The sequence below is a fragment of the Stenotrophomonas sp. YJH_SMC_6 genome (assembly GCF_059371335.1).
Genome location: NZ_JCAFUM010000007.1, coordinates 91,849 through 111,925, shown reverse-complemented (window position 1 = coordinate 111,925; position 20,077 = coordinate 91,849). Strand labels below are relative to the sequence as shown.

The window sequence follows — 20,077 nt, the reverse complement described above, 5'->3', positions numbered from 1 at the left end:
CGACCGTTGGTCGGCACATCTGTCAGATATCGAAATTCATCTATCGAAATTCATCTGGGGTCAGAGCCCGTTGCGCAGCAACGGGATCCGACCCCGTGCTCCGACAGATCGCGGAGGTCTGTCGAAGGCGGGGTGGGTCCGGTGGCGGGAGTGTCCGCGGCATGGATGCCGCGGCCAAGCCCCCATGGACGGGTTTACGGCGTCTCCCGCCACCGGACCCACCCCGCCTCCCCACAGGAAACCAGCTTCTGCCGTTGCTTCGGCTCTGGCCTCTGCAGGTGCAGGGCTGCAAGCCCTGCAATCCCAAACCACTCAGTACAGCGTGCGCTCCGGCGCACCGGCCGGCGGCGGGGTGTACTGGTACAGCCAGGTCTCGGTCAGGGTCTTGCCGCCACTGCGCAGGAACAGGCGGATGTCGATCTGCTCGGTACTGCCCTCCGGCGGCACCAGGTCGAACATCGCGCGGTAGCCATTGATCTCGCGCAGCGGACGCGCCGACACGATCTCGACCCGGCCGCGGCTGGCTTCCACCACCGCCTCGACCTCGCCCTTGTCGATCAGCCTGGCCAGCTCGCCACCTTCGAAGTCCACCGCGAAGCGCCAGCTGAAGTACTCGCGCTTCTTGCCGACCACGCCACCCAGGCCGGTGCGGCTGGCCACGCAGTGCGCCAGCGGCGGCCGTGCCGGCGGTTCGGCACCCCAGTACAGGCGGTAGCCGACCAGCAGTTCCTGGCCCGGCTGCGGTTTTTCCTTCGGGTTCCAGAACGCCACGATGTTGTCGAAGGTCTCGTCCACGGTGGGGATCTCCACCAGCTGCACCGAGCCCTCGCCCCATTCGCCCTTCGGCTCCACCCACAGGCACGGGCGCTTCTCGTAGAACACGCCGTCGTCCTGGTAATGGTCGAAGTTGCGGTCGCGCTGCAGCAGGCCGAAGCCGCGCGGGTTGCGGTCCACGAACATGTTGAAGCGCAGGTTGCGCGGGTTCAGCAGCGGCCGCCAGATCCACTCGCCGGCACCGGTCCACAGCGACAGGCCGTCGGTGTCGTGGATCTCCGGGCGCCAGTCCCAGGCCATGCGGCGATCGTTCTCGCCCACCTGGTACATGCTGGTGCACGGGGCGATGCCCAACCGCTCGATCGCCTTGCGCGGGTACAGCGCGCTGTCGATGTCCATCAGCAGCACGTCGCCATTGGTGATCGCGAAGCGATAGGCGCCGGCCACGCTGGGCGAATCCAGCAGGCCGTAGACCACGATCGTGTCCGAATCAGCCGAGGGTTGCTCCAGGTAATAGGCGATGAAGTCCGGGAATTCCTCCGGCTTGCCCATGCCGGTATCGATTGCCAGGCCACGCGCGGACTGGCCGTACTGGCCTTCCTTGCCGACCGCGCGGAAGTAGCTGGCGCCGAGGAAGGCGGCGAAATCGCGATCGGTGTCCTTGCGGGTGTTCAGGCGGAAACCGGCGAAGCCGAGATCGGCCGGCAGCTCGCCGTCCTTGATGCCGCTCTTGCCGTAGTTGAAGGCCGCGCCGTCATAGGCCAGCTCCTGCGCCTTGCCGTCGACCACGTCGAACATGCGCACCGGCGAATGGAAGTACAGGCCCAGGTGGAAGAACTTGGCCTGGAACTTGCCCGGCTGGTCGGCCCACAGCGCATGGTCCTGGCGGTAACCGATCGACTGGTACTGGTCCCAGTCCAGCCCTTCCAGGCGGCCCGGCAGCACCCGCTTGTGGCTCTTGTAGGGCGCCTGTGCCAGCGCGCGCGCCTGGCCCTTCAGGGTGGCGAAGTCGAACGGCTGCGGTTGGCCGAGGCGGCGCAGGCCCATCTGGCCGCTCCTGCTGGCCGCGCACGCGGGCAGGGACGGCAGGCCGAATGCAGCCAGGGCGAGGGAGGCATTGCGGATGAAGTCGCGTCGTTGCATGCAGGCGCGTCAGGCACAGAGGGGAAGGTCGGCCATCATAGGCAGACAAACGTTAACGGGCAGCGGAGACGTGCCCTGCCCGTTCAGCTGCCGCTGGCCGCCCGCCTCAGCGCTGGCAGTGGCTGCACCAGACGCTGGCGCGCTGGCCGATGGTGGCGTGCTTCAGCGCGCGGCCACAGTTCGGGCAGGGCAGCCCGTCACGGCCGTACACCAGCAGTTCCTGCTCGAAGTAACCCGGCGCGCCATCGGGGCTGATGAAGTCACGCAGGGTGGTGCCACCACGGGTGATGGCGTAGCCGAGGATCTCCTTCACCGCATCGGCCAGCCGCTGGTAGCGCTCGCGCGAGATTTTCCCGGCCTCGCGCAGCGGACTGATGCCGGCCTTGAACAGGCTCTCGGCGGCGTAGATGTTGCCCACGCCCACCACCACCGCCTGGTCCATCAGGAAGGTCTTCACCGGCGCGCTGCGGCCACGGCTGCGGGAGAACAGGTAGTCCCCGTCGAAGGCATCGTCCAGCGGCTCCGGGCCCAGCCCCTGCAGCAGCGGGTGGACTTCGCCGGCCGGCTGCCAGAGCAGGCTGCCGAAACGGCGCGGGTCGTTGAAGCGCAACAGGCGGCCGTTGTCCAGGCTGATATCCACATGGTCGTGCGCGCGCAGCGGGGTATCGCCGGGCAGCACACGCAGGCTGCCGGACATGCCCAGGTGCAGCACGGCGCTGCCGATGGCGGTGTCCAGCAGCAGGTACTTGGCGCGACGGCGGATGTCCTCGATGCGCTGCCCCGGCAGCAGCTCGGCCACTTCCGGCGGAATCGGCCAGCGCAGGTCGGCGCGGCGCAGGATCACGCCATGCACGCGGCGGCCCTGCAGGTGCGGCGCCAGGCCGCGGCGGGTGGTTTCGACTTCGGGCAGTTCAGGCATGAACCGATTCTACGCCCGCTCAGCGTGGCGGCGCCCCCAGTTCACGGGCATCCAGGACGCCATCGCCGTTGGCATCCTGCTTATGGAAGCGCTGCACGATCACCTGCCGCTGCTGCTCGCGGCGGATCGCCCTGCCCTTGCCACCGGGCAGCTCCTCGGCGCTCAGCACGCCATCACCATTGCGGTCCATGCGGTCGAAGGCATACAGCATCCACTGCACGTACTCGGCCTCGCTGACCTTGCCGTCGCCATCGCTGTCCATCCGCTGCAGGTAGCTGGTGGTATCGGTGACCTGGGCCAGCGCCGCACCCGGTAGCAGCACCGCCAGCAGAACGCCGTACCCTGCCCTCACGCGCCCACCAGGCTGTAGCCCTTCAATCGCGCAGCGTAGGCCTGCAGCGCCGCGATTCCGCTTTCCTCGGCCTCGCGGCACCAGGCCTGCAGCTGGTGCAGGCGCTCGGCGGCGTCGTGGCCTCGGGCTTCCAGCAACGCGGCCAATCGCGCGCGGTACTCGACCAGGGTGCGGATGCGCGGGCGCTGTGCCACCCATTCGCTGAGCTGGGCACGACTGTCCGGCTTCAGCCAGCGGCCATCGTTGACCAGGCCACGGCGCAGCCGGCGCGGCAGCAGGCGCCGCAGCTTGGCCCCAGCGTGGGCGGCTTCCTCGCGCAGGGCCGGCATGAACACGTTGCGCTGATAGTCGGTCATCGCCTGGAAGCGGTGCGAGAGCAGCGCCTTCAGGGTCTCGGCATCGGGCACGGCGATGTTCGGGCGTACGTCCATGGCCGGTGCAACGCGAAGCACCTTGGCCAGGCGCAGCGCCTGCAGCAGGCGGATCGCACTCCAGCCGATGTCGAATTCCCAGCGCCGCATCGCAAAGCGCGCCGAACTGGGGAAGGCATGATGGTTGTTGTGCAGCTCCTCACCACCGATCCAGAACCCCCACGGCGTCAGGTTCGTGGAGGTATCGGCCGATTCGTAGTTGCGGTAGCCCCACCAGTGGCCCAGGCCATTGACCACGCCCGCGGCCCAGAACGGGATCCACGCCATCTGGATCGCCCACAGGGCCACGCCGGGCAGGCCGAACAACACGGTATTGATCGCGAACAGCAGTACCGGCCCCAGCGTGGCGTGCGGGGTATACAGGTGGCGCTCGATCACATCATCCGGGGTGCCGCGCCCGTACTGCTCGATGTCCGCGCGCATGCCGCGTGCTTCCCGGTACAGCTCCACGCCATGCCAGAACACCGTGCCGATGCCGCGGGTGACCGGGCTGTGCGGGTCGTCCTCGGTCTCCACCTTGGCGTGGTGCTTGCGGTGGATGGCCACCCACTCGCGGGTGATCATCGAGGTGGTCAGCCACAGCCAGAAACGGAACACGTGGGCCAGCGCCGGGTGGAAATCGACGCCGCGATGGGCCTGGCTGCGGTGCAGGTACAGGGTCACCGAGAAGATGGTGATCTGGGTGAAGACCAGCAGCACGCCCAACATGGCCCACCAGCCGAGGCCGAGCACACCACCGGTCAACAGGGACATCAGGGCATCGGGCATGGCGGCTCTCCGTATCGACGCGGGGATGGCAGACATCATGGGCGCTTGCGTTGCAAACTGCATCCCTGCGGCGGTGATTGCCACCGTCATCCGTGGCACCGTTCACAGTTGGGGACCTGAGTTGTCGAGCCTTGATCCACGCGCCAGCACCATGACTGCCGCCCCGTCCGTTGCGGAGCTGCCCCCCTTGATCGAACTGGACCGCGCCACCGTGGTGCGCGGTCAGGTGAAGGTGCTGCACGGGCTCAGCCTGCGCATTGCGCAGGGCCAGCACACCGCCCTGCTCGGCCCCAACGGCTGCGGCAAGTCCACCTTCATCAAGCTGATCACCCGCGAGCTGTACCCGCTGGCCCAGGGAGACGGCTCGGTGGCGGTGAAGGTGCTGGGCCAGAACCGCTGGCAGGTGGACCGGCTGCGTTCGCAGCTGGGCATCGTCACCGGCGACCTCAGCAGCAACCTGGCCGACATGCCCGGGCTGACCGTGGAACAGGCGGTGCTGTCCGGCTTCTTCGCCAGCTACGTGGTGCCGGCCTTCCGCGAAGTGACCGCCGACATGCGCACGCGCGTCGGCGAGACACTGGCGACGACCGGCGCTCTGTCCCTGCGCGAACGCGCCTATGCCGAGCTGTCGGCCGGCGAGACCCGCCGCGTGCTGATCGCCCGCGCGCTGGTCAATCGGCCGCAGGCACTGCTGCTGGACGAACCCTCCACCGGGCTGGACCTGGTCGCCCGCGAGCAGCTGGTGGCGACCATGCGGGTGCTCGCCCAACAGGGCATCACCCTGGTGCTGGTGACCCACCACATCGAAGAGATCATTCCCGAGATCGAACGCGTGGTGCTGCTGCGCGACGGCCGTGTGCTGGCTGATGGCACCCGCGCCGAACTGCTGCGCAACGAACCGCTGTCGGCGGTGTTCGGTGGCGCGATCACCGTGTGCGAGCAGGAAGGCCGGCTGACCGCGTACGCGGGGTGAGGCGGAGCCCTCGGGGGAAACAAGGGGCCTGGAAACCGACAGGCCTGGGAGACCGACGGCGGTAGAGTCGACTGTTGGTCGACTATCGCGCGCAGCGCGGGACCTTTGCGATCCAGGCGAAAGGCAGTCGACCAACAGTCGACTCTACCCCGTCGTGGTGCCATTCCCGTCGTGATGCCATTCCGTCGCCATGCCGGTGCAGCGGGCCGGATGTTCCGGCCCGCCACCGCCTTGCTCAGAACCGCAACGCCAGCGCGCGTGACTCGATCGGTGCCATCCGGCTCTGGTCTTGCAGTTGCAGGTCGCGCAGCTCGTACGGCGCGCCGAACCCAACCGGCAACGCGGCCTGATCGAACGGCAGCACCAGCTGGCCACGCCCCGGTCCATCGAACCACGCGGCTGCGTGCGCCTGCGCCACCGGCTTCAGCTGGCCATCGCGGCCGGTGGCATACAACGTGCCGCGCGCCTCGTAACGACCGGCGGCGGCCACCTGCAGCGGCAGCGCTACCTGGCGGCTGGCCGGGTCCGGTGCCGCCTGGCCACTGAAGCGCGCAGTGGGCCGCGCCACCGCGAAGGCCACCTTGCCATCGCGCAGCACGCCATCGGCCTGGGCGAACACCTGCAGTTCCCACAGCCCCTGCACGTTGCCGACATCAGCCGGAATCCGCACCTGCGCACGCAGGGCACCATCGGTGGTGCGCAGCAACCGCTGCGGCCAGCTGCGGCCATCGGGCGCGACCAGCAGGGCTTCACCGCCCAGGCCGCCACGACGCGAGGCCAGCTGCGCGGTGGTGGCGCCGTCTTCCAACAGGCGTGCCTGCAACTGCACGTTGCCGCCGGCCAGCACCTGCGCCTGGTTGGCCTGCACTTCCAGACGCAGCGGGCTGTTCGGCTCCAGCACCTGCACCACGTAGCGGCCCTGTGCCTGCGCGCTCTGCAGCGTGTACGCACCGGCGGCACTGGTCGCGCCGGTGCGCAGCATGCTGCTGCCATCCCTCACCGGCATGCCGGCCTGCTGCAGCGCGCGCGCGTCGACACTGCGGGCCACGCTGCTGCGGCCCGCCGGGTCGCGCACTTGCAACGCATTTGCCGGCACTGCCCGCGCGCCTTCGGCCGGGCTCAGCTGGATCACCGCGTCGGGCGCCGTCAGCGGCAACTCCAGGCCGCGTTGCAGCTGCGCGCCATCGACCTGCTGCCAGTAGCTGCGGCTGACCGAGGCATACGGCGTAGCCGCCTGCAGCGATTGCGCCGGGTCCAAGGCCCAGGCAAAGGACAGCGGCACGCGTTCGCTGTCATCGGCCGGCATCGGCGCGGCAACCAGCGCCGCGGGCACCTGATCGCCTGCGCGGACGGCCTGCAGTGGCTGCGCGGCCTGCGCTGCGGAAAGGGACAGTACTGCCAGCACGGCGCCGGCCAGCAGGGTGGATTGAATCGTCATGGTCGTCTCCCTCACTGGGTCAGGTCGTTGCGCAGCAGGGTGCCGAGGCCGAAGCACTCGCGGCGGCTCTGGTTGTGGCTGAGCGGTTCTGCGCCCTGGGTACGCGCCTTGTCGGTGAACCAGGTGGTGCCGGCGGCCTTCTGGCTGCTGCACTCCAGGAAGCCATCGGAGCAGGACGACAGCCAGTTCTGGGTGAACTCCAGGCCGACGTTGGCGGCATAGCCGCCGCAGTAACTGTTGCTGTCCCACACCGCCGATTCCACGTCGCTGCCGACCACCGCGCGGAACGGCTTGGGCAGCGCCGGGCGACCGGCCGTGCCATACAGGTTCTGCGCGTTGTAGGTGGCCATGCTCGCCACCTGCTGCTGGCGCACCGCGTCGTTCTTGTAGCCCAGCAGCCAGCCCAGCGAGGTTTCAAAGGTGTTGCCGTTGAGTACCGCATCGGCCAACGGCGTACCCGCCGAGGAAGGTGCCAGCGCGGTGACCTTGCGCACCGTGCGGATGATCTTCGGATAGCGGCTGTCGTAGGTCGGGTTGGACAGGATCCAGCGCACCACATTGCCGCCGTTGGAATGGGTGATCACCACCAGCTGGGTAATGCCACGGCTGTCGATGAAGCTGGTCAGCTGGTTGGCCAGGCAACCGGCAGCTTCGGGCTTCCACATGTACTGGGTGAAGTCACAGTTGATGACCACGTAGTTGCTGCTGTTCGGCAGGCCCTGGCGCACGGTGTCGATGATCGCCGGCTGCCAGTAGTCCTGGGTGGCGTTGGTCTGCGCGCCGGTGCCATGCACGAAGGCCACGCCGACCACGTCGGCGGCCTGCGCCGGCGCTGTTGCAAGCCCGAGGAGCAGGGCCAGGACGGTACTTCCTGTTGCGGTGCTGCGCATCGCTTCTCTCCCTCTGTCTTCGGATCCCCCCGACCCGGCTGGAACTGGACGGCCCTGGCGCTTGCCGTTGTGCCGATGCTCGCGGTGCAGCGGCGTGAAAGTCCGTGCGCTGCGCCCGGAATCAGGAGACTGACGTCAAACGATGACGCTTTTCATATCGCGACAATGACCATGCCGGGTCTGGCCGTATGACCGATGGCCACTGCAGTGTCGTATGGGGGCTGCGATCATGGCGCGTTGTTTTCTCTCCCGGAGCCTGTCCATGTCGCTGATTTCCCACCCTGCCCGCCCGCTGCTCGGCCTTGCCGTCGTCGCGGCCCTGGCCGGTTGTGCCGCCACCGCCACCAAGCCGACCGCCGTCGAAGCCAACATCACCACCAAGGCGGTGGGCTATCTGGACAAGAGCGCGGTTCCGGCCAGCCTCGACCTGGTACCGGCACCACCGGTGGCCGGTTCGGCCGCGCTCGCCCTGGACGAGCAGGTCAGCCGTGAAGCCCGCGCGCTGCGTGGCAGCCCGCGCTTCGCCCAGGCCGGTGTCGATGCGGAACTCGGTTTCCCCGAAGGCGCCAACCACTTCTCCTGCGCCGCCGACATCGACGTCGATGCGGTGAAGACCCCGGCGCTGTATCGCCTGCTGGAGCGCAGCCGGATCGACGCCAGTGCGGCGACCAAGGCGGCCAAGAACCACTACCAGCGCCCGCGCCCGTTCATGGTCAATGGTGAACCGACCTGCTCGCCGAAGGACGAGGAAGGCCTGCGCAAGAACGGTTCCTACCCGTCCGGCCACACCTCGATCGGTTGGGCCTGGGCACTGATCCTGTCCGAGATCGCGCCGGACCGCGCCGATGCCATCCAGGCCCGTGGCCGCAACTACGGCGAGAGCCGCCTGGTCTGCAACGTGCACTGGCAGAGCGACATCCTCGAAGGCCGCTTCATGGGCGCCGCCGCGGTGGCCCGCCTGCACGACAACGCTGCGTTCAACAAGGACCTGCTGGCCGCGCGCAAGGAGATCGCTGCCGCGCGCAAGGCCGGCCTGCATTCCAGCCGCGACTGCGCGACCGAGAACGCGGTGCTGAAGGTGCGCCCGCAGAGCGCGCTGTAAGCGCGCGCCGGATCACTCGTTGCCGGCCAGCGGCCGGCACTACCGGTTGCGACGCATGGGTAGCGCCGGGCCATGCCCGGCGGACACCGAACGAAGAAGGGCCGGCATTGCGCCGGCCCTTCTTCATTGCATCAACGCAGCCACCGCATCAGAACTTCGCGGTGAACTCCACGCCCCAGGTACGCGGCTCGTTGAGGAAGCCGGTCAGGTTGTTGAAGTCGATCGCACCGACCACGCGGGTCTGGTTGGTCAGGTTGCGGCCGAACACGGCCACGTCGTACTGGCCGTAATCCCAGTTGTAGCCCAGGCGCAGGCCGCCTTCCAGCGAACTACGGCCGCGGAATTCCGGCGACTCGTAGATGAAGAAGTTCACCGCGCTGCGGTAGGCCCAGTCGGTGTAGGCATACAGCTCGCTGCCATCGCTGAGCGGGAAGCCCACGCGCAGGGTCGCGTTGTGGATCCACTTCGGCGCCTGCGGCAGCGGGTTGCCGTTCACCAGCGCATAGGTCTGGCCGTTGATCACCGTGGTCGGGTCGTTGATGGTGCAGCCACCGCCGCAGATCGCCACCGCCAGATCCTTGTCCTTGATCTCGGTGTCGTTGTAGCTGCTGCCGAAGGTCAGCAGGACGTTGTCGGCCAGGTAGGCTTCCAGGTCCAGTTCCACGCCCTGGCCGATGGTCTTGTCGGCGTTGAGCAGGGTGGCGGTGTTGTTGCTGCCACCCACCGCGATCAGCTGCTGGCCATCGACGTTGTAGCGGAACACGCTCAGGCCCAGGCGCGCGCGGCGCTCGAACAGGTCGGCCTTGATGCCGGCTTCATACGAGATGACCTTCTCCGAGTCGGCCTGCGACAGGCCCGGCGCGAAGGCCAGGCGGCCCTGGATCGACGGTGCGCGGAAGCCCTTGGCGACGCGGGCGTAGGCATTGATGTCATCAGTCAGCTTGTACACGCCGCTGACATCCCAGCTGACGTCGTTGACGTCGGTGTTGGCCAGGTACGGGCCACTGACCGGGGTGCCGAACGGAACGGCCTGCAGCACGCTGGCGCTGAAGTCCTTCTTGTCCTGGGTGTAGCGCACGCCGGCGCGCAGCTTGAAGCGATCGGTGACATCGAAGTCGCCCGAAGCGAACACCGCCCACGCCTTGTTGCGCTGGTTCTGCACCACGTGGCCGGTCTGTGGATTGCCCGGGGTCAGCGAGTCGTAGTTGAAGTTGTTGATGGTCACGTCTTCATCGAAGTAGAAGACGCCGGCCTGCCAATCGAAGCGGCCCCACTCGTTGGACTCGACGCGGAATTCCTGCGTCCACTGGCGATGGTGCGGCAGGCCATCAGCCGACTCCGAGGAGAACGGAATCAGGCCCGGGCCGTAGTTGCCAGCACCGAGGAAGGCCGCACCGTAGCCGCCGTCGATGTCGCCACGGTTGAGCGATTCGGCGGTCTCGTAGCCGGTGATCGAATGCAACGTCACCGAGCCGAGGTTCCACTGCAGGCGCGCGCTGCCGCCCCAGGTTTCCAGGTCGGAGAAGTTGACGCCGTCGTTGGCCACCTTGTCGCGGTCGAAGTTCTCGACCAGCGAATTGCCACCCTTCTGGATGATGTTGGCGCGGAACAGGCGGGCGGTGCCGTTGAGCTTGCGCTTGTGCAGGTTGAACAGCGCTTCGAAGTCGTCGCCTTCGTACAGGAACTGCACGCGGCCGGCGGCTTCGTCATAGCCTTCGAAACCACTGTTGGGGGCACCGGCGCGGGTGTTGTCGACCCAGTCATCGCGGCGCTGGTAGATCGCCGAGACACGTGCCGACCAGCGGTCGGTCAGCGGGCCGCCGTAGGCGCCCTGCACGTTCCAGCTGTTGTAGCTGCCGTAGCCCACGCGCACGTAGCCGTCGGCATCCTGCGACGGTCGCGCCGAATCGAACTTGACCACGCCGGCCGGGGTGTTGCGGCCGAACAGCGTGCCCTGCGGGCCACGCAGCACTTCCACGTTGGCCAGGTCGAACAGCGGGAAGCCCTTCAGCAGCGGGCTTTCCTGCACCACGTCGTCATACACCAGCGACACCGGCTGCGAAGCATTGAGGTCGAAATCGGTGTTGCCCAGGCCACGGATGTAGAAGCGCGGGAAGGCACGGCCGTAGGACGACTCGATGTTGAGGCTGGGCACGCGCGCGGCCAGGAAGCGGATGTCATCGCCGGCCGAGCCGAGCACATCCAGCTTCTCGCCCTGGATCGCGCTCAGTGCGACCGGTACGTCCTTGGCGTTCTCGACGCGGCGCTGCGCGGTCACCTGCAGGGCATCGAGGGCAACCGGATCCTTGGCGGCGGGGGTTTCCTGAGCGGCTGCTACCAGCGGCAGCAGGGCGGAAAGAGCGGCAACGAGGGGGCGCGCGACCGGAAGGCGGCCACGGGAAGTACGGGTCGGGGACATGGCGGTAGGCTGTGTTTGGAGGGGTGGTAAAACGGCGCTACCAGATAATTGTTGCAATACAGCACCTACGCCGCAAATGCCCGCCGTTCATGGCCCCGTCGCCGGCGCCCCCGGGCGCTCGCTAGACTCGGGGTTTCCAACGCGACGGACCCGCCGCCATGACCCAGTGGTACTTCCATGCCTCCGCCCAGGCCGAGCGCATCGGCCCGCTTGATGACGAGGCCGCGCGCCGCTACGCGCAGGCCAATCCGCGCGCGCTGGCCTGGTGCCAGGGCATGAGCGGGTGGACACCGATCGCCGAGGTGGCCGAGCTGCAGGCGGCGGCCCCGGGCATGCCCAACACCCCACCGCCGGTCCCCGCCGGCGCCAGCAGCCGCGCCGACGACATCGAGTTCCGCATCGTCGGCCATGAAATGCAGTTCGTGGAGATCGAGCTCGACCCCGGCGAGAGCGCCATCGCCGAGGCCGGCGCATTGATGTTCAAGGACGCCACGGTACAGATGGACACGGTGTTCGGCGCCGCCAACGGCGACCAGGGGGGCGGCTTCATGGGCAAGGTGATGGCCGCCGGCAAGCGCGTGCTGACCGGCGAGAGCCTGTTCGCCACCGTCTACACGCAGAGCGGGCACGGCAAGGGCAAGGTCGCCTTCGCTGCGCCCTACCCGGGCACGGTGCTGGCGATGAAACTGGACCAGCACGGCGGCCGCCTGATCTGCCAGAAGGACAGCTTCCTGGCCGGTGCGCGCGGCGTGCAGATCGGCGTGCAGTTCCAGCGCAAGATCATGACCGGCCTGTTCGGTGGTGAGGGTTTCATCATGCAGAAGCTGGAAGGCGACGGCTGGGTGTTCATCCACGCCGGCGGCTGCGTGGTGGAACGCGAGCTGGCTGCCGGCGAGCGCCTGGACGTGGATACCGGCTGCGTGGTGGCCTACCACCCGACCGTGGACATGGACGTGCGCCGTGTTGCGGGCATCAAGAGCATGCTGTTCGGCGGCGAGGGCGTGTTCCTGGCCACGCTGACCGGCCCAGGCAAGGTCTGGCTGCAGTCGCTGCCGTTCTCGCGCCTGGCCGGCCGCATGTGGATGGCCGCGCCGCAGGGCGGTGGCCAGAACCGCGGCGAGGGTTCGGTACTGGGCGGCCTAGGCCGGATGCTGGACGGCGACAACCGCTTCTGACCGCCTCCGGTAGTGCCGGCCGCTGGCCGGCAGCCCCATGGATCTTGGCGCGCATCCCGGTAGTGCCGGCCGCTGGCCGGCAGCCCCCATGGACCGTTGCCAGTTTCCCTATGGTTGCCGGCCAGCGGCCGGCACCTTTATGAATGGGCGATATTTCCCACCCTGCCCGCCCCGCCACGGCTTCGGTATGCTGGCGCCTTTTCCTGAATCCGGCGCCGCGAGCGCACTGCCGATGAGCCTGTTCCGCCCCCGCATGCTGCTGTCCGTCGCCCTGATCGGCCTGCTGGCCGGCTGCGGTGGCGATCCGGTCCGCCCTACGCCGCCGCCGGCGCCGACCGTGGTGCCACAGGCCAAGCCGGTGAAGATCGGCATCGCACTCGGCGGTGGCGCGGCCAAGGGCTTTGCCCACATCGGCGTGATCAAGATGCTGGAAGCCAATGGCTTCGAACCGGCGGTGGTGTCCGGCACCAGTGCCGGCAGCGTGGTCGGCGCGCTGTACGCCAGCGGAATGGACGCGTTCCAGATGCAGAGCAAGGCGGTGGCGCTGGATGAAGCCAGCATCCGCGACGTGCGGCTGTTCTCCGGTGGCCTGGTGCAGGGCCAGAAGCTGCAGGACTACGTCAACGAACAGGTTGCCAACCGTCCGGCCGAACGCCTGAAGAAGCCGTTCGCCGCCGTCGCCACCCAGCTGGAAACCGGCGAGCGGGCGATCTTCGTGCGCGGCAACGTCGGCCAGGCGGTGCGCGCGTCGAGCAGCATTCCCGGCGTGTTCGAACCGGTGAAGATCGGCGGTCGCAACTACATCGATGGCGGCGTGGTCAGCCCGGTGCCGGTGGATGCCGCGCGCCAGCTCGGCGCCGACTTCGTGATCGCCGTGGACATCTCCAGCAAGGCCAGCGGCAAGGCGCCGACCGACATGCTGGGCATCGTCAACCAGTCCATCTCGATCATGGGCCAGCGCCTGGGCGAACAGGAACTGGCACGCGCCGACGCCGTCATCCGGCCGAAGGTGCTGGACATCGGCGCTGCCGATTTCAGCCAGCGCGGCACGGCGATCCTGGAAGGCGAAAAGGCCGCGATGGCCGCAATGCCGCAGATCCGCGCCAGGATCCAGCAGCTGCAGCGTGCGCGTGCTGCGGCCGCTGCACCGGCGCCGGTGGCTGCCCCCAAGTGCGAGGAAGCCTCGCGCCTGGGCAAGCTGATGGGCCGCAAGGACAAGTGCTGAGGGCAACCCGCTCCATGCGGGTCACCCCCAGGGGCCTCACGACGGGTCAGGCGCCGATCTGGGCCAGTGCGTCGTTGGCTGCGGCCGTCACCGAGCTGCCGTAGCCATGGATGTACGAGCCGTTGCAGACCAGCGTGGCGTGCAGAATGACGCCATTGATTTCGGCCTTCTCGAAGTTGCAGCTCTGGCCTGCCGCTGTGGAGTAACGCATCAGTCGCATGGCGATGACGTTGGCGTCATCGATGCTGGCACCGAGCCCACTGATGGACCAGCTCTTCAGGGTCTGCGTGTTGCCGCAGTCGTAGCGGAAACGGAACCCCCAGGATTCCGGATAGTACGAACCCTGCAGCGGCGCTGCGCAATGGGTACCCGTGGCCGCCATTTCCGTCGCGATGGCCAGCGAGTTGCGCGCCGCGGTGGTGGGTGAGTTGCCCACGCCGGCGATCGACCAGCCATTGCAGACAAACTGGGCGAAAACACCCTTGCCGTAGGCACCACTGACGATGCTGCTGGCATCCGCGCTGCAGCTCACGCCGGCCTGCAGCACCGCCATGAAGCCGTTGAGGTTCTCCACCGCTTCATTGACCGAGACGCCGATTCCATAGACATAGCTACCATTGCACTGGCGCTTGGCCAGCGTCGACGAGTTGCTGGTCATGCCGACGAATTCAGTGGTACCGCAACTCAGCGCCAGAGGTTGGGCGTTGGCGATCTGGGGGGAAGCACCCGCAGCGGCCGGCATCAGGCCAGCAACAAGCAGGGCAATGACTGGAGCAAGGCAGACTTTCATGTCGATCTCTCCGGACAGGGTTGTCCAGTGAGTCTAGGAAGGCTGATTGCGTCACTCTGTCAGAGGTTCATCCGTCTCGCCGTAGGAAAATGCCTTGCGTCGCCCAGGATGCAAAGCAAGTCACGCTCTCCCACATCCGCCGGATGATCACGACTCCAGCTGCGAAAGCGGCAGTGCCTGGAAACCCTTCACCGTGCGCAGCACGAAGCTGGAATTGGCATCGGCCACGCCACCGGCGTTGAGCAACCGGTCCAGCAGGAAGCGCGAGAAGTGCTCCAGGTCGCGCACGTAGACGTGCAGCAGGTAGTCCATGTCGCCGGTCAGCGCATGGCAGGCCACCACCTCGTCCCACGCTTGCACGCTGTCCACGAAGTGGCCGATGGCGGCCTGGTCGTGCTTTTCCAGCTGCACGCGCACGAAGGCCTGCAGGCCCAGCCGCAGCTGCCGCGGCTCCAGCCGCGCGCCATAGCCGACGATCACACCCTCGCTTTCCAGCCGCTGCAACCGCCGCAGGCAGGCCGAAGGCGAAAGATTCACCCGCGCCGCCAGTTCGGCGTTGGTGGCGCGCCCATCCCGCTGGATTTCAGCCAGCAGGCGTATATCCGTGCGATCAAACTGGACTTCTCCGGCCATTGTTGCCCCGCAACATGGTGAGTACGCAAGGATATTGCGCCAAGAGGGCCAACGGGCGCAACTTTTGCAACCCTGTTGCGCGTGCTCTGCCCTAGCATCGTAGGCATCCCGTCAAGGAGTGCCCCATGGACCTCGCCCAGCCCCGCCGCGTCGAACACCAGCAGACCGACAAGGGCTACGTGCCGGTGTACACCACCGCGCTCGTCGAGCAGCCGTGGGACACCTATACCGCCGACGACCACGCCACCTGGAGCACGCTGTACCAGCGCCAGCGCGAGCTGCTGGTCGGCCGCGCCTGCCAGGAGTTCCTGGATGCACAGGACGAGATGGGCATGAGCGCGCACATGATTCCGCGCTTCGACCAGCTCAACGAAGTGCTGGGCGCCGCCACCGGCTGGACCCTGGTCGGCGTTGAAGGCCTGCTGCCGGAACTGGATTTCTTCGACCACCTGGCCAATCGCCGTTTTCCGGTGACCTGGTGGATCCGTCGCCCGGACCAGATTGATTACATCGCCGAGCCGGACCTGTTCCACGATCTGTTCGGCCACGTGCCGCTGCTGATGAACCCGGTGTTCGCCGACTACATGGAGGCGTACGGCCGTGGCGGCGTCAAAGCCCACGCGATCGGCCCGGATGCACTGCAGAACCTGACCCGCCTGTACTGGTACACGGTGGAGTTCGGCCTGATCGATACGCCCGAAGGCCTGCGCATCTACGGCGCCGGCATCGTGTCGTCGAAGGGCGAGTCGCTGTACTCGCTGGAATCGGCCGCGCCCAACCGCATCGGCTTCGACCTGCAGCGGATCATGCGCACGAAGTACCGCATCGACACCTTCCAGAAGACCTACTTCGTCATCGACAGCTTCGAACAGCTGATGCAGGCGACGTCGCCGGACTTCACCCCGATCTACGCGGCACTGGCCAGCCAGGCGCATCTGCCGGCAGGCGATGTGCAGGGCGATGACCGCGTGTTCCAGAAGGGCACCGGTGAAGGCTGGGCCGACGGCGGCGACGTGTAAGCGCACGGCGTACAGCGCTTCGCATTGAAAGGAAAACGGCGCACCTGGATGCGCCGTTTTCGTTGTTGCCTGCCTGCGCCATTGCAGCGGCGCGGCGAGGGCAGGGCAGTCAGGCGTCCACGGCCCGGCAGGAACCGCGCACCATCAACTGCGGATGCACGCTGGTTGCGGTCGGCGCATCCGGCACGTCGGCCTGCACCAGCATCGACGCGGCCACGCGGCCGATATCGGACACATGGCGACGCACCGAGGTCAGAGGCGGCCACAGCCGCGACGCCAGCGGGCTGTCGTCGTAGCTGACGACCGACAGCTGCTGTGGCACGGCAATACCCGCACGCAGCGCGACCTGGTAGACACCGGCCGCCATCTCGTCGTTGCCGGCGAAGATCGCACTGGGGCGGCGTTCCCCCAGCAGCAACCGTTCGGCGGCATGCACGCCGGATTCGAAGGTGTCGCACGCTTCCAGCACGCGCTCGCCCGGCAAGGTCAGCCCCACCTGGGCCAACCGGTCAAGGAAGCCATGGGTACGCTCACGCGCCGCGCGCCGGTCACCCGGTCCGGCGATCACCGCGATGTCGCGGTGGCCGAGCGACAGCAGGTAGCCCGCTGCTGCTGCCGCGCCATCGCGATCGTGGGTGACCACCGCCTGCACGTCTTCTTCCGACGCATGCGCGTTGATCCGCACGTAGCGGCAGTCGATGTCGTCCAGCATCTGCGCGAGTGCAACCGATTCGGATGCACGCGGGCCGAGGATCCCCCCATGCAGCTTCTGCTGCTGCACGAAGCGGCGCACGCCCTGCGCGCACTCCGGGTCCTGACTGTCGCAAGGATGCACCACCAGCTCATAGCCGGTGCCGCGCAGCGCTTCCAGCGCGCCGTGCTGCAGGTCGACAATGCATTGAGCGCCGGGGTCGTCGTACACCAGGCCGATCAGGAAGGAGCGGCGGAACGCGAGTCCGCGCGCCAGGGGGTCGGGCACGTAACCGACCTCGCGCATCAACGCCTCGACCTTGTCGCGGGTGTCTTTGCGCACCAGCGGCGAGTTGTTGATGATTCTTGAAACCGTTTTCTTGGAAACTCCCGACAGTCGTGCGATGTCGTTGATCGTGGCAGCCTTGCCTTTCGATGCCGGCAACGCGGCATCGCTCATATTTCGCACTGACATGTATAGAACCAGGTAAGTCGGAGAATTCTAGCCTTGCGCCCGTTGGGCGCGAAGTTGCGGAATGTCGCAGCTGGAGCGGCACAGACCGTGTTCGACACGTTCCACCGCGTGAGGTTCCATTGTGATCGCTCTACTGCGTTTGCATCTGAACCGTTTTTCACGCGTGCTTGCCATGAATGCGGGTGCCACGCGCGCGAACACCAACATTCCCTTAACCATGCTCCGCTACAGTCGGGGCATGGACCTGCAGACTTCTCCGTTTCCGGCGTTCCGTGGCCGCGACCGGTTGATCGCCGCAGTCGACGCGGCGATGACCTCCGGTGATGCCGGGCGCATCACCGCCGACCTGCAGCTGGCGCTGCAGGAAGCCATCGCGGACAGCCGCATCGAGCTACCCGAATGCGTGCACCGTCCGGTCAGTGATCATTACGCGCGACGCCCGCTGTACCACAGCCAGGAACACGGCTACAGCGTGATTGCCATGAGCTGGGGCCCAGGGCAGGGCACGCCGCTGCACGACCACGATGCCATGTGGTGTGTGGAGGGCGTGTGGTTGGGGGAACTGGAGATCACCCGTTACGAGCTGCTGGAATGCGCCGGCGAACGCTGGCGCTTCCGACGCCACGCCGCGCTGCGCGGGGGCTGCGGCAGCGCCGGCAGCCTCATTCCACCTCACGAATACCACACCCTGCGCAATGCCAGCGATGAAGCCCTGGCCATTTCGGTGCATGTATACGAAGCGCCGATGGAACGTTCCGCGGTGTTCGACCCGCTTGGGGGTGACTGGTACCAGCGCCGCATCCAGGCACTGCAGGCCGACGCAGTCTGAATCCGCCGCAGGGCAGGGTACCAGCACCTTTGCAGCGCGCATGGCATCATGCGCCGCTGCGCTGCCGGACCCGGCGGCGATCCGCGATGCCCCATCGGGCAAGGAGCAAGACCATGTCCAGCGCTGATCCGCGCCTGCGCGCGCTGTTGAAGCTGGCACCGGTGATTCCGGTGTACACCCCCGAAGATGTGAATGAGGCGGTCGAAGTGGCCCAGGCGCTGTTCCGCGGCGGCCTGCCGGTGATCGAAGTGACGCTGCGCACGCCGCAGGCGCTGGATGCGATCAAGGCCATGGTCGAGGCCGTGCCCGATGCTGTCATCGGCGCCGGCACCGTGCTCAACGCCACGCAGATGCAGGCGGCGAAGCAGGCCGGCGCGCGCTTCGCGGTGTCGCCCGGTGCAACGCCGGCGCTGTATGCCGCCGCGCGCGATGCCGACCTGCCGTACCTGCCCGGTGCCGCCACCGCCTCGGACCTGATCCTGGGCCTGGAGCACGGCACGGACACCTTCAAGTTCTTCCCGGCGGTGCAGGCCGGTGGCGCTGCGTTGCTGGCGGCCTGGCACGGCCCGTTTGCCGACGTGCGGTTCTGCCCGACCGGTGGCATCAGCGCGCAGACCGCGCCGCAGTTCCTGCACCTGCCCAACGTGCTGTGCGTGGGCGGTTCGTGGCTGACCACCCCGGCGCTGCTGCAGACCCGTGACTGGGACGCCATCGAACGACTGGCGCGCGAAGCATCGGTGCTGGCCAGCTGAACCTGCTGCACGGATCTTCAAAGGTTTGATCGTGATCAAAGCGCCGGCCTCGAGCCGGCGTCATTCTGTGGGCAAGCGCACTGCGGAGATCCGAACATGCAATCCACCATGAAGGCCGCCGTCGTACGCGAGTTCGGCAAGCCGCTGGTCATCGAGGAAGTCTCGGTACCGCGCCCGGGGGCGGGCGAGGTGCTGGTCAGGATCGAGGCCTGTGGCGTCTGCCACACCGACCTGCACGCCGCCGAGGGCGACTGGCCGGTGAAACCGAACCCGCCATTCATCCCCGGCCACGAGGGCGTGGGGCACGTCGTGGCCGTGGGAGGCGGGGTAGGGCACGTCAAGGAAGGCGACAGGGTCGGCATCCCCTGGTTGTACTCGGCGTGTGGCCATTGCGAACACTGCCTGGGTGGCTGGGAAACGCTGTGCGAGACGCAGCGCAACACCGGCTACTCGGTCAACGGCGGCTTCGCCGAGTACGCACTGGCCGATGCCAACTATGTCGGCCTGCTTCCGAAAGAAGTGGGCTTCGTCGAGATCGCGCCGGTGCTGTGCGCCGGCGTGACCGTCTACAAGGGCCTGAAGGTGACCGACACCAAGCCCGGGGACTGGGTGGCGGTTTCCGGCATCGGTGGCCTGGGCCACATGGCGGTGCAGTACGCCCGTGCGATGGGCCTGAACGTGGCTGCGGTGGACGTGGACGACAACAAGCTGGCATTGGCCCGGCAGCTCGGCGCGCAGATCACCGTGAACGCGCGTACCACCGATCCGGCCGCATTCCTCAGGAAGGAGATCGGCGGTGCGCACGGCGCCCTGGTCACGGCGGTTTCGCCGAAGGCGTTCGAACAGGCTCTGGGCATGGTCCGCCGCGGTGGCACCGTGTCGCTCAATGGCCTGCCGCCCGGCAACTTCCCGCTGGACATCTTCGGCATGGTCCTCAACGGCATCACCGTGCGCGGCTCGATCGTCGGCACCCGGCTGGATCTGCAGGAGTCACTGCAGTTCGCCGCCGAAGGCAAGGTCGCAGCCACGGTCAGCACCGACCGCCTGGAGAACATCAACGACGTGTTCGCGCGCATGCACGCGGGCACCATCGAAGGCCGCGTGGTGCTCGACTTCGCCGCCTGACTGCCTGTGCATGGCCGCCGCTGCTCCGTACCCCTCTCCCACGGGCACGGCGGCCATGCCGATCCATCGGTAGTGCCGGCCGCTGGCCGGCAAAACCCCAGTCGGTTCGGTAGTGCCGGCCGCTGGCCGGCAAACCCCAGTCGGTTCGGTAGTGC

General features: G+C 67.5%; 18 protein-coding genes. 8 read left to right on the top strand and 10 right to left on the bottom strand.

Going from position 1 to position 20,077, the window contains the following annotated elements; all coding sequences use genetic code 11:
* Nucleotides 1-312: 312 nt before the first annotated feature.
* From AC5P9N_RS09750 to AC5P9N_RS09735, 4 genes are all read right to left on the bottom strand, one after another.
* Nucleotides 313-1,917 carry an OpgD/OpgG family glucan biosynthesis protein gene (locus tag AC5P9N_RS09750; protein WP_012478684.1) on the bottom strand — a complete coding sequence of 535 codons (1,605 nt, stop codon included), beginning with the start codon at nucleotides 1,915-1,917 and terminating at the stop codon, nucleotides 313-315.
* A gap of 106 nt (nucleotides 1,918-2,023) precedes the next feature.
* Nucleotides 2,024-2,836: a bifunctional DNA-formamidopyrimidine glycosylase/DNA-(apurinic or apyrimidinic site) lyase gene (gene mutM, locus AC5P9N_RS09745; RefSeq protein ID WP_062606866.1), complete on the bottom strand. Its 813-nt coding sequence runs from the start codon at nucleotides 2,834-2,836 to the stop codon at nucleotides 2,024-2,026.
* 19 nt (nucleotides 2,837-2,855) lie between these two features.
* On the bottom strand, nucleotides 2,856-3,188 hold the full coding sequence (locus AC5P9N_RS09740; RefSeq protein WP_099485085.1) for an EF-hand domain-containing protein: 333 nt from the start codon (nucleotides 3,186-3,188) through the stop codon (nucleotides 2,856-2,858).
* Complete coding sequence (locus tag AC5P9N_RS09735) at nucleotides 3,185-4,387, bottom strand: DesA family fatty acid desaturase (RefSeq protein WP_099485084.1); 1,203 nt, start codon at nucleotides 4,385-4,387, stop codon at nucleotides 3,185-3,187. The genes AC5P9N_RS09740 and AC5P9N_RS09735 overlap by 4 nt, the downstream gene beginning before the upstream one ends.
* Nucleotides 4,388-4,538: 151 nt before the next feature.
* Between AC5P9N_RS09735 and AC5P9N_RS09730 the strand changes: the two genes are divergently transcribed.
* Complete coding sequence (locus AC5P9N_RS09730; protein WP_099485083.1) at nucleotides 4,539-5,360, top strand: ABC transporter ATP-binding protein; 822 nt, start codon at nucleotides 4,539-4,541, stop codon at nucleotides 5,358-5,360.
* 235 nt (nucleotides 5,361-5,595) lie between these two features.
* Here AC5P9N_RS09730 and AC5P9N_RS09725 read toward each other — a convergent pair whose 3' ends face one another.
* Both AC5P9N_RS09725 and AC5P9N_RS09720 read right to left on the bottom strand, forming a co-directional pair.
* Nucleotides 5,596-6,798: a DUF4785 domain-containing protein gene (locus AC5P9N_RS09725; RefSeq protein WP_099485082.1), complete on the bottom strand. Its 1,203-nt coding sequence runs from the start codon at nucleotides 6,796-6,798 to the stop codon at nucleotides 5,596-5,598.
* Between the two features lie 11 nt (nucleotides 6,799-6,809).
* Nucleotides 6,810-7,688, bottom strand: coding sequence for a lipase family protein (locus AC5P9N_RS09720; RefSeq protein ID WP_005407483.1), 879 nt, complete (start codon nucleotides 7,686-7,688; stop codon nucleotides 6,810-6,812).
* 262 nt (nucleotides 7,689-7,950) lie between these two features.
* Between AC5P9N_RS09720 and AC5P9N_RS09715 the strand changes: the two genes are divergently transcribed.
* Nucleotides 7,951-8,790 (top strand): acid phosphatase, encoded by an 840-nt coding sequence (locus AC5P9N_RS09715; RefSeq protein ID WP_111118444.1) that lies wholly within the window; start codon nucleotides 7,951-7,953, stop codon nucleotides 8,788-8,790.
* Between the two features lie 148 nt (nucleotides 8,791-8,938).
* Here the strand turns inward: AC5P9N_RS09715 and AC5P9N_RS09710 are convergent, their stop codons facing one another.
* Complete coding sequence (locus AC5P9N_RS09710) at nucleotides 8,939-11,209, bottom strand: TonB-dependent receptor (protein WP_099485210.1); 2,271 nt, start codon at nucleotides 11,207-11,209, stop codon at nucleotides 8,939-8,941.
* Nucleotides 11,210-11,367: 158 nt separating this feature from the next.
* Between AC5P9N_RS09710 and AC5P9N_RS09705 the strand changes: the two genes are divergently transcribed.
* Complete coding sequence (locus AC5P9N_RS09705) at nucleotides 11,368-12,384, top strand: TIGR00266 family protein (protein WP_049449735.1); 1,017 nt, start codon at nucleotides 11,368-11,370, stop codon at nucleotides 12,382-12,384.
* Nucleotides 12,385-12,616: 232 nt separating this feature from the next.
* Nucleotides 12,617-13,609: a patatin-like phospholipase family protein gene (locus AC5P9N_RS09700; RefSeq protein WP_099485209.1), complete on the top strand. Its 993-nt coding sequence runs from the start codon at nucleotides 12,617-12,619 to the stop codon at nucleotides 13,607-13,609.
* A 46-nt stretch (nucleotides 13,610-13,655) separates the two neighbouring features.
* On the opposite strand, the gene AC5P9N_RS09695 is transcribed toward AC5P9N_RS09700, so the two are convergent.
* Nucleotides 13,656-14,399, bottom strand: a complete 744-nt coding sequence (locus tag AC5P9N_RS09695) for a hypothetical protein (RefSeq protein ID WP_005411783.1) — start codon at nucleotides 14,397-14,399, stop codon at nucleotides 13,656-13,658.
* Nucleotides 14,400-14,546: 147 nt separating this feature from the next.
* Entirely contained in the window at nucleotides 14,547-15,032 is a 486-nt protein-coding gene (locus AC5P9N_RS09690) for an Lrp/AsnC family transcriptional regulator (RefSeq protein ID WP_005411782.1), read from the bottom strand.
* Between the two features lie 125 nt (nucleotides 15,033-15,157).
* On the opposite strand from AC5P9N_RS09690, the gene phhA reads away from it, so the two are divergent.
* The gene (gene phhA / locus AC5P9N_RS09685) at nucleotides 15,158-16,051 is read left to right on the top strand and encodes a phenylalanine 4-monooxygenase (protein WP_033833531.1); all 894 of its coding nucleotides are present in this window, start codon (nucleotides 15,158-15,160) and stop codon (nucleotides 16,049-16,051) included.
* A gap of 109 nt (nucleotides 16,052-16,160) precedes the next feature.
* On the opposite strand, the gene AC5P9N_RS09680 is transcribed toward phhA, so the two are convergent.
* Nucleotides 16,161-17,216, bottom strand: a complete 1,056-nt coding sequence (locus AC5P9N_RS09680) for a LacI family DNA-binding transcriptional regulator (RefSeq protein WP_099485208.1) — start codon at nucleotides 17,214-17,216, stop codon at nucleotides 16,161-16,163.
* A gap of 238 nt (nucleotides 17,217-17,454) precedes the next feature.
* On the opposite strand from AC5P9N_RS09680, the gene AC5P9N_RS09675 reads away from it, so the two are divergent.
* The 3 genes from AC5P9N_RS09675 (at nucleotide 17,455) to adhP (ending at nucleotide 19,922) form a co-directional block, all read left to right on the top strand.
* The gene (locus tag AC5P9N_RS09675; protein WP_005411799.1) at nucleotides 17,455-18,045 is read left to right on the top strand and encodes a cysteine dioxygenase family protein; all 591 of its coding nucleotides are present in this window, start codon (nucleotides 17,455-17,457) and stop codon (nucleotides 18,043-18,045) included.
* Nucleotides 18,046-18,158: 113 nt separating this feature from the next.
* On the top strand, nucleotides 18,159-18,797 hold the full coding sequence (gene eda / locus AC5P9N_RS09670; protein WP_005411778.1) for a bifunctional 4-hydroxy-2-oxoglutarate aldolase/2-dehydro-3-deoxy-phosphogluconate aldolase: 639 nt from the start codon (nucleotides 18,159-18,161) through the stop codon (nucleotides 18,795-18,797).
* A 96-nt stretch (nucleotides 18,798-18,893) separates the two neighbouring features.
* The gene (gene adhP / locus AC5P9N_RS09665; protein WP_033833528.1) at nucleotides 18,894-19,922 is read left to right on the top strand and encodes an alcohol dehydrogenase AdhP; all 1,029 of its coding nucleotides are present in this window, start codon (nucleotides 18,894-18,896) and stop codon (nucleotides 19,920-19,922) included.
* Nucleotides 19,923-20,077: the final 155 nt, after the last annotated feature.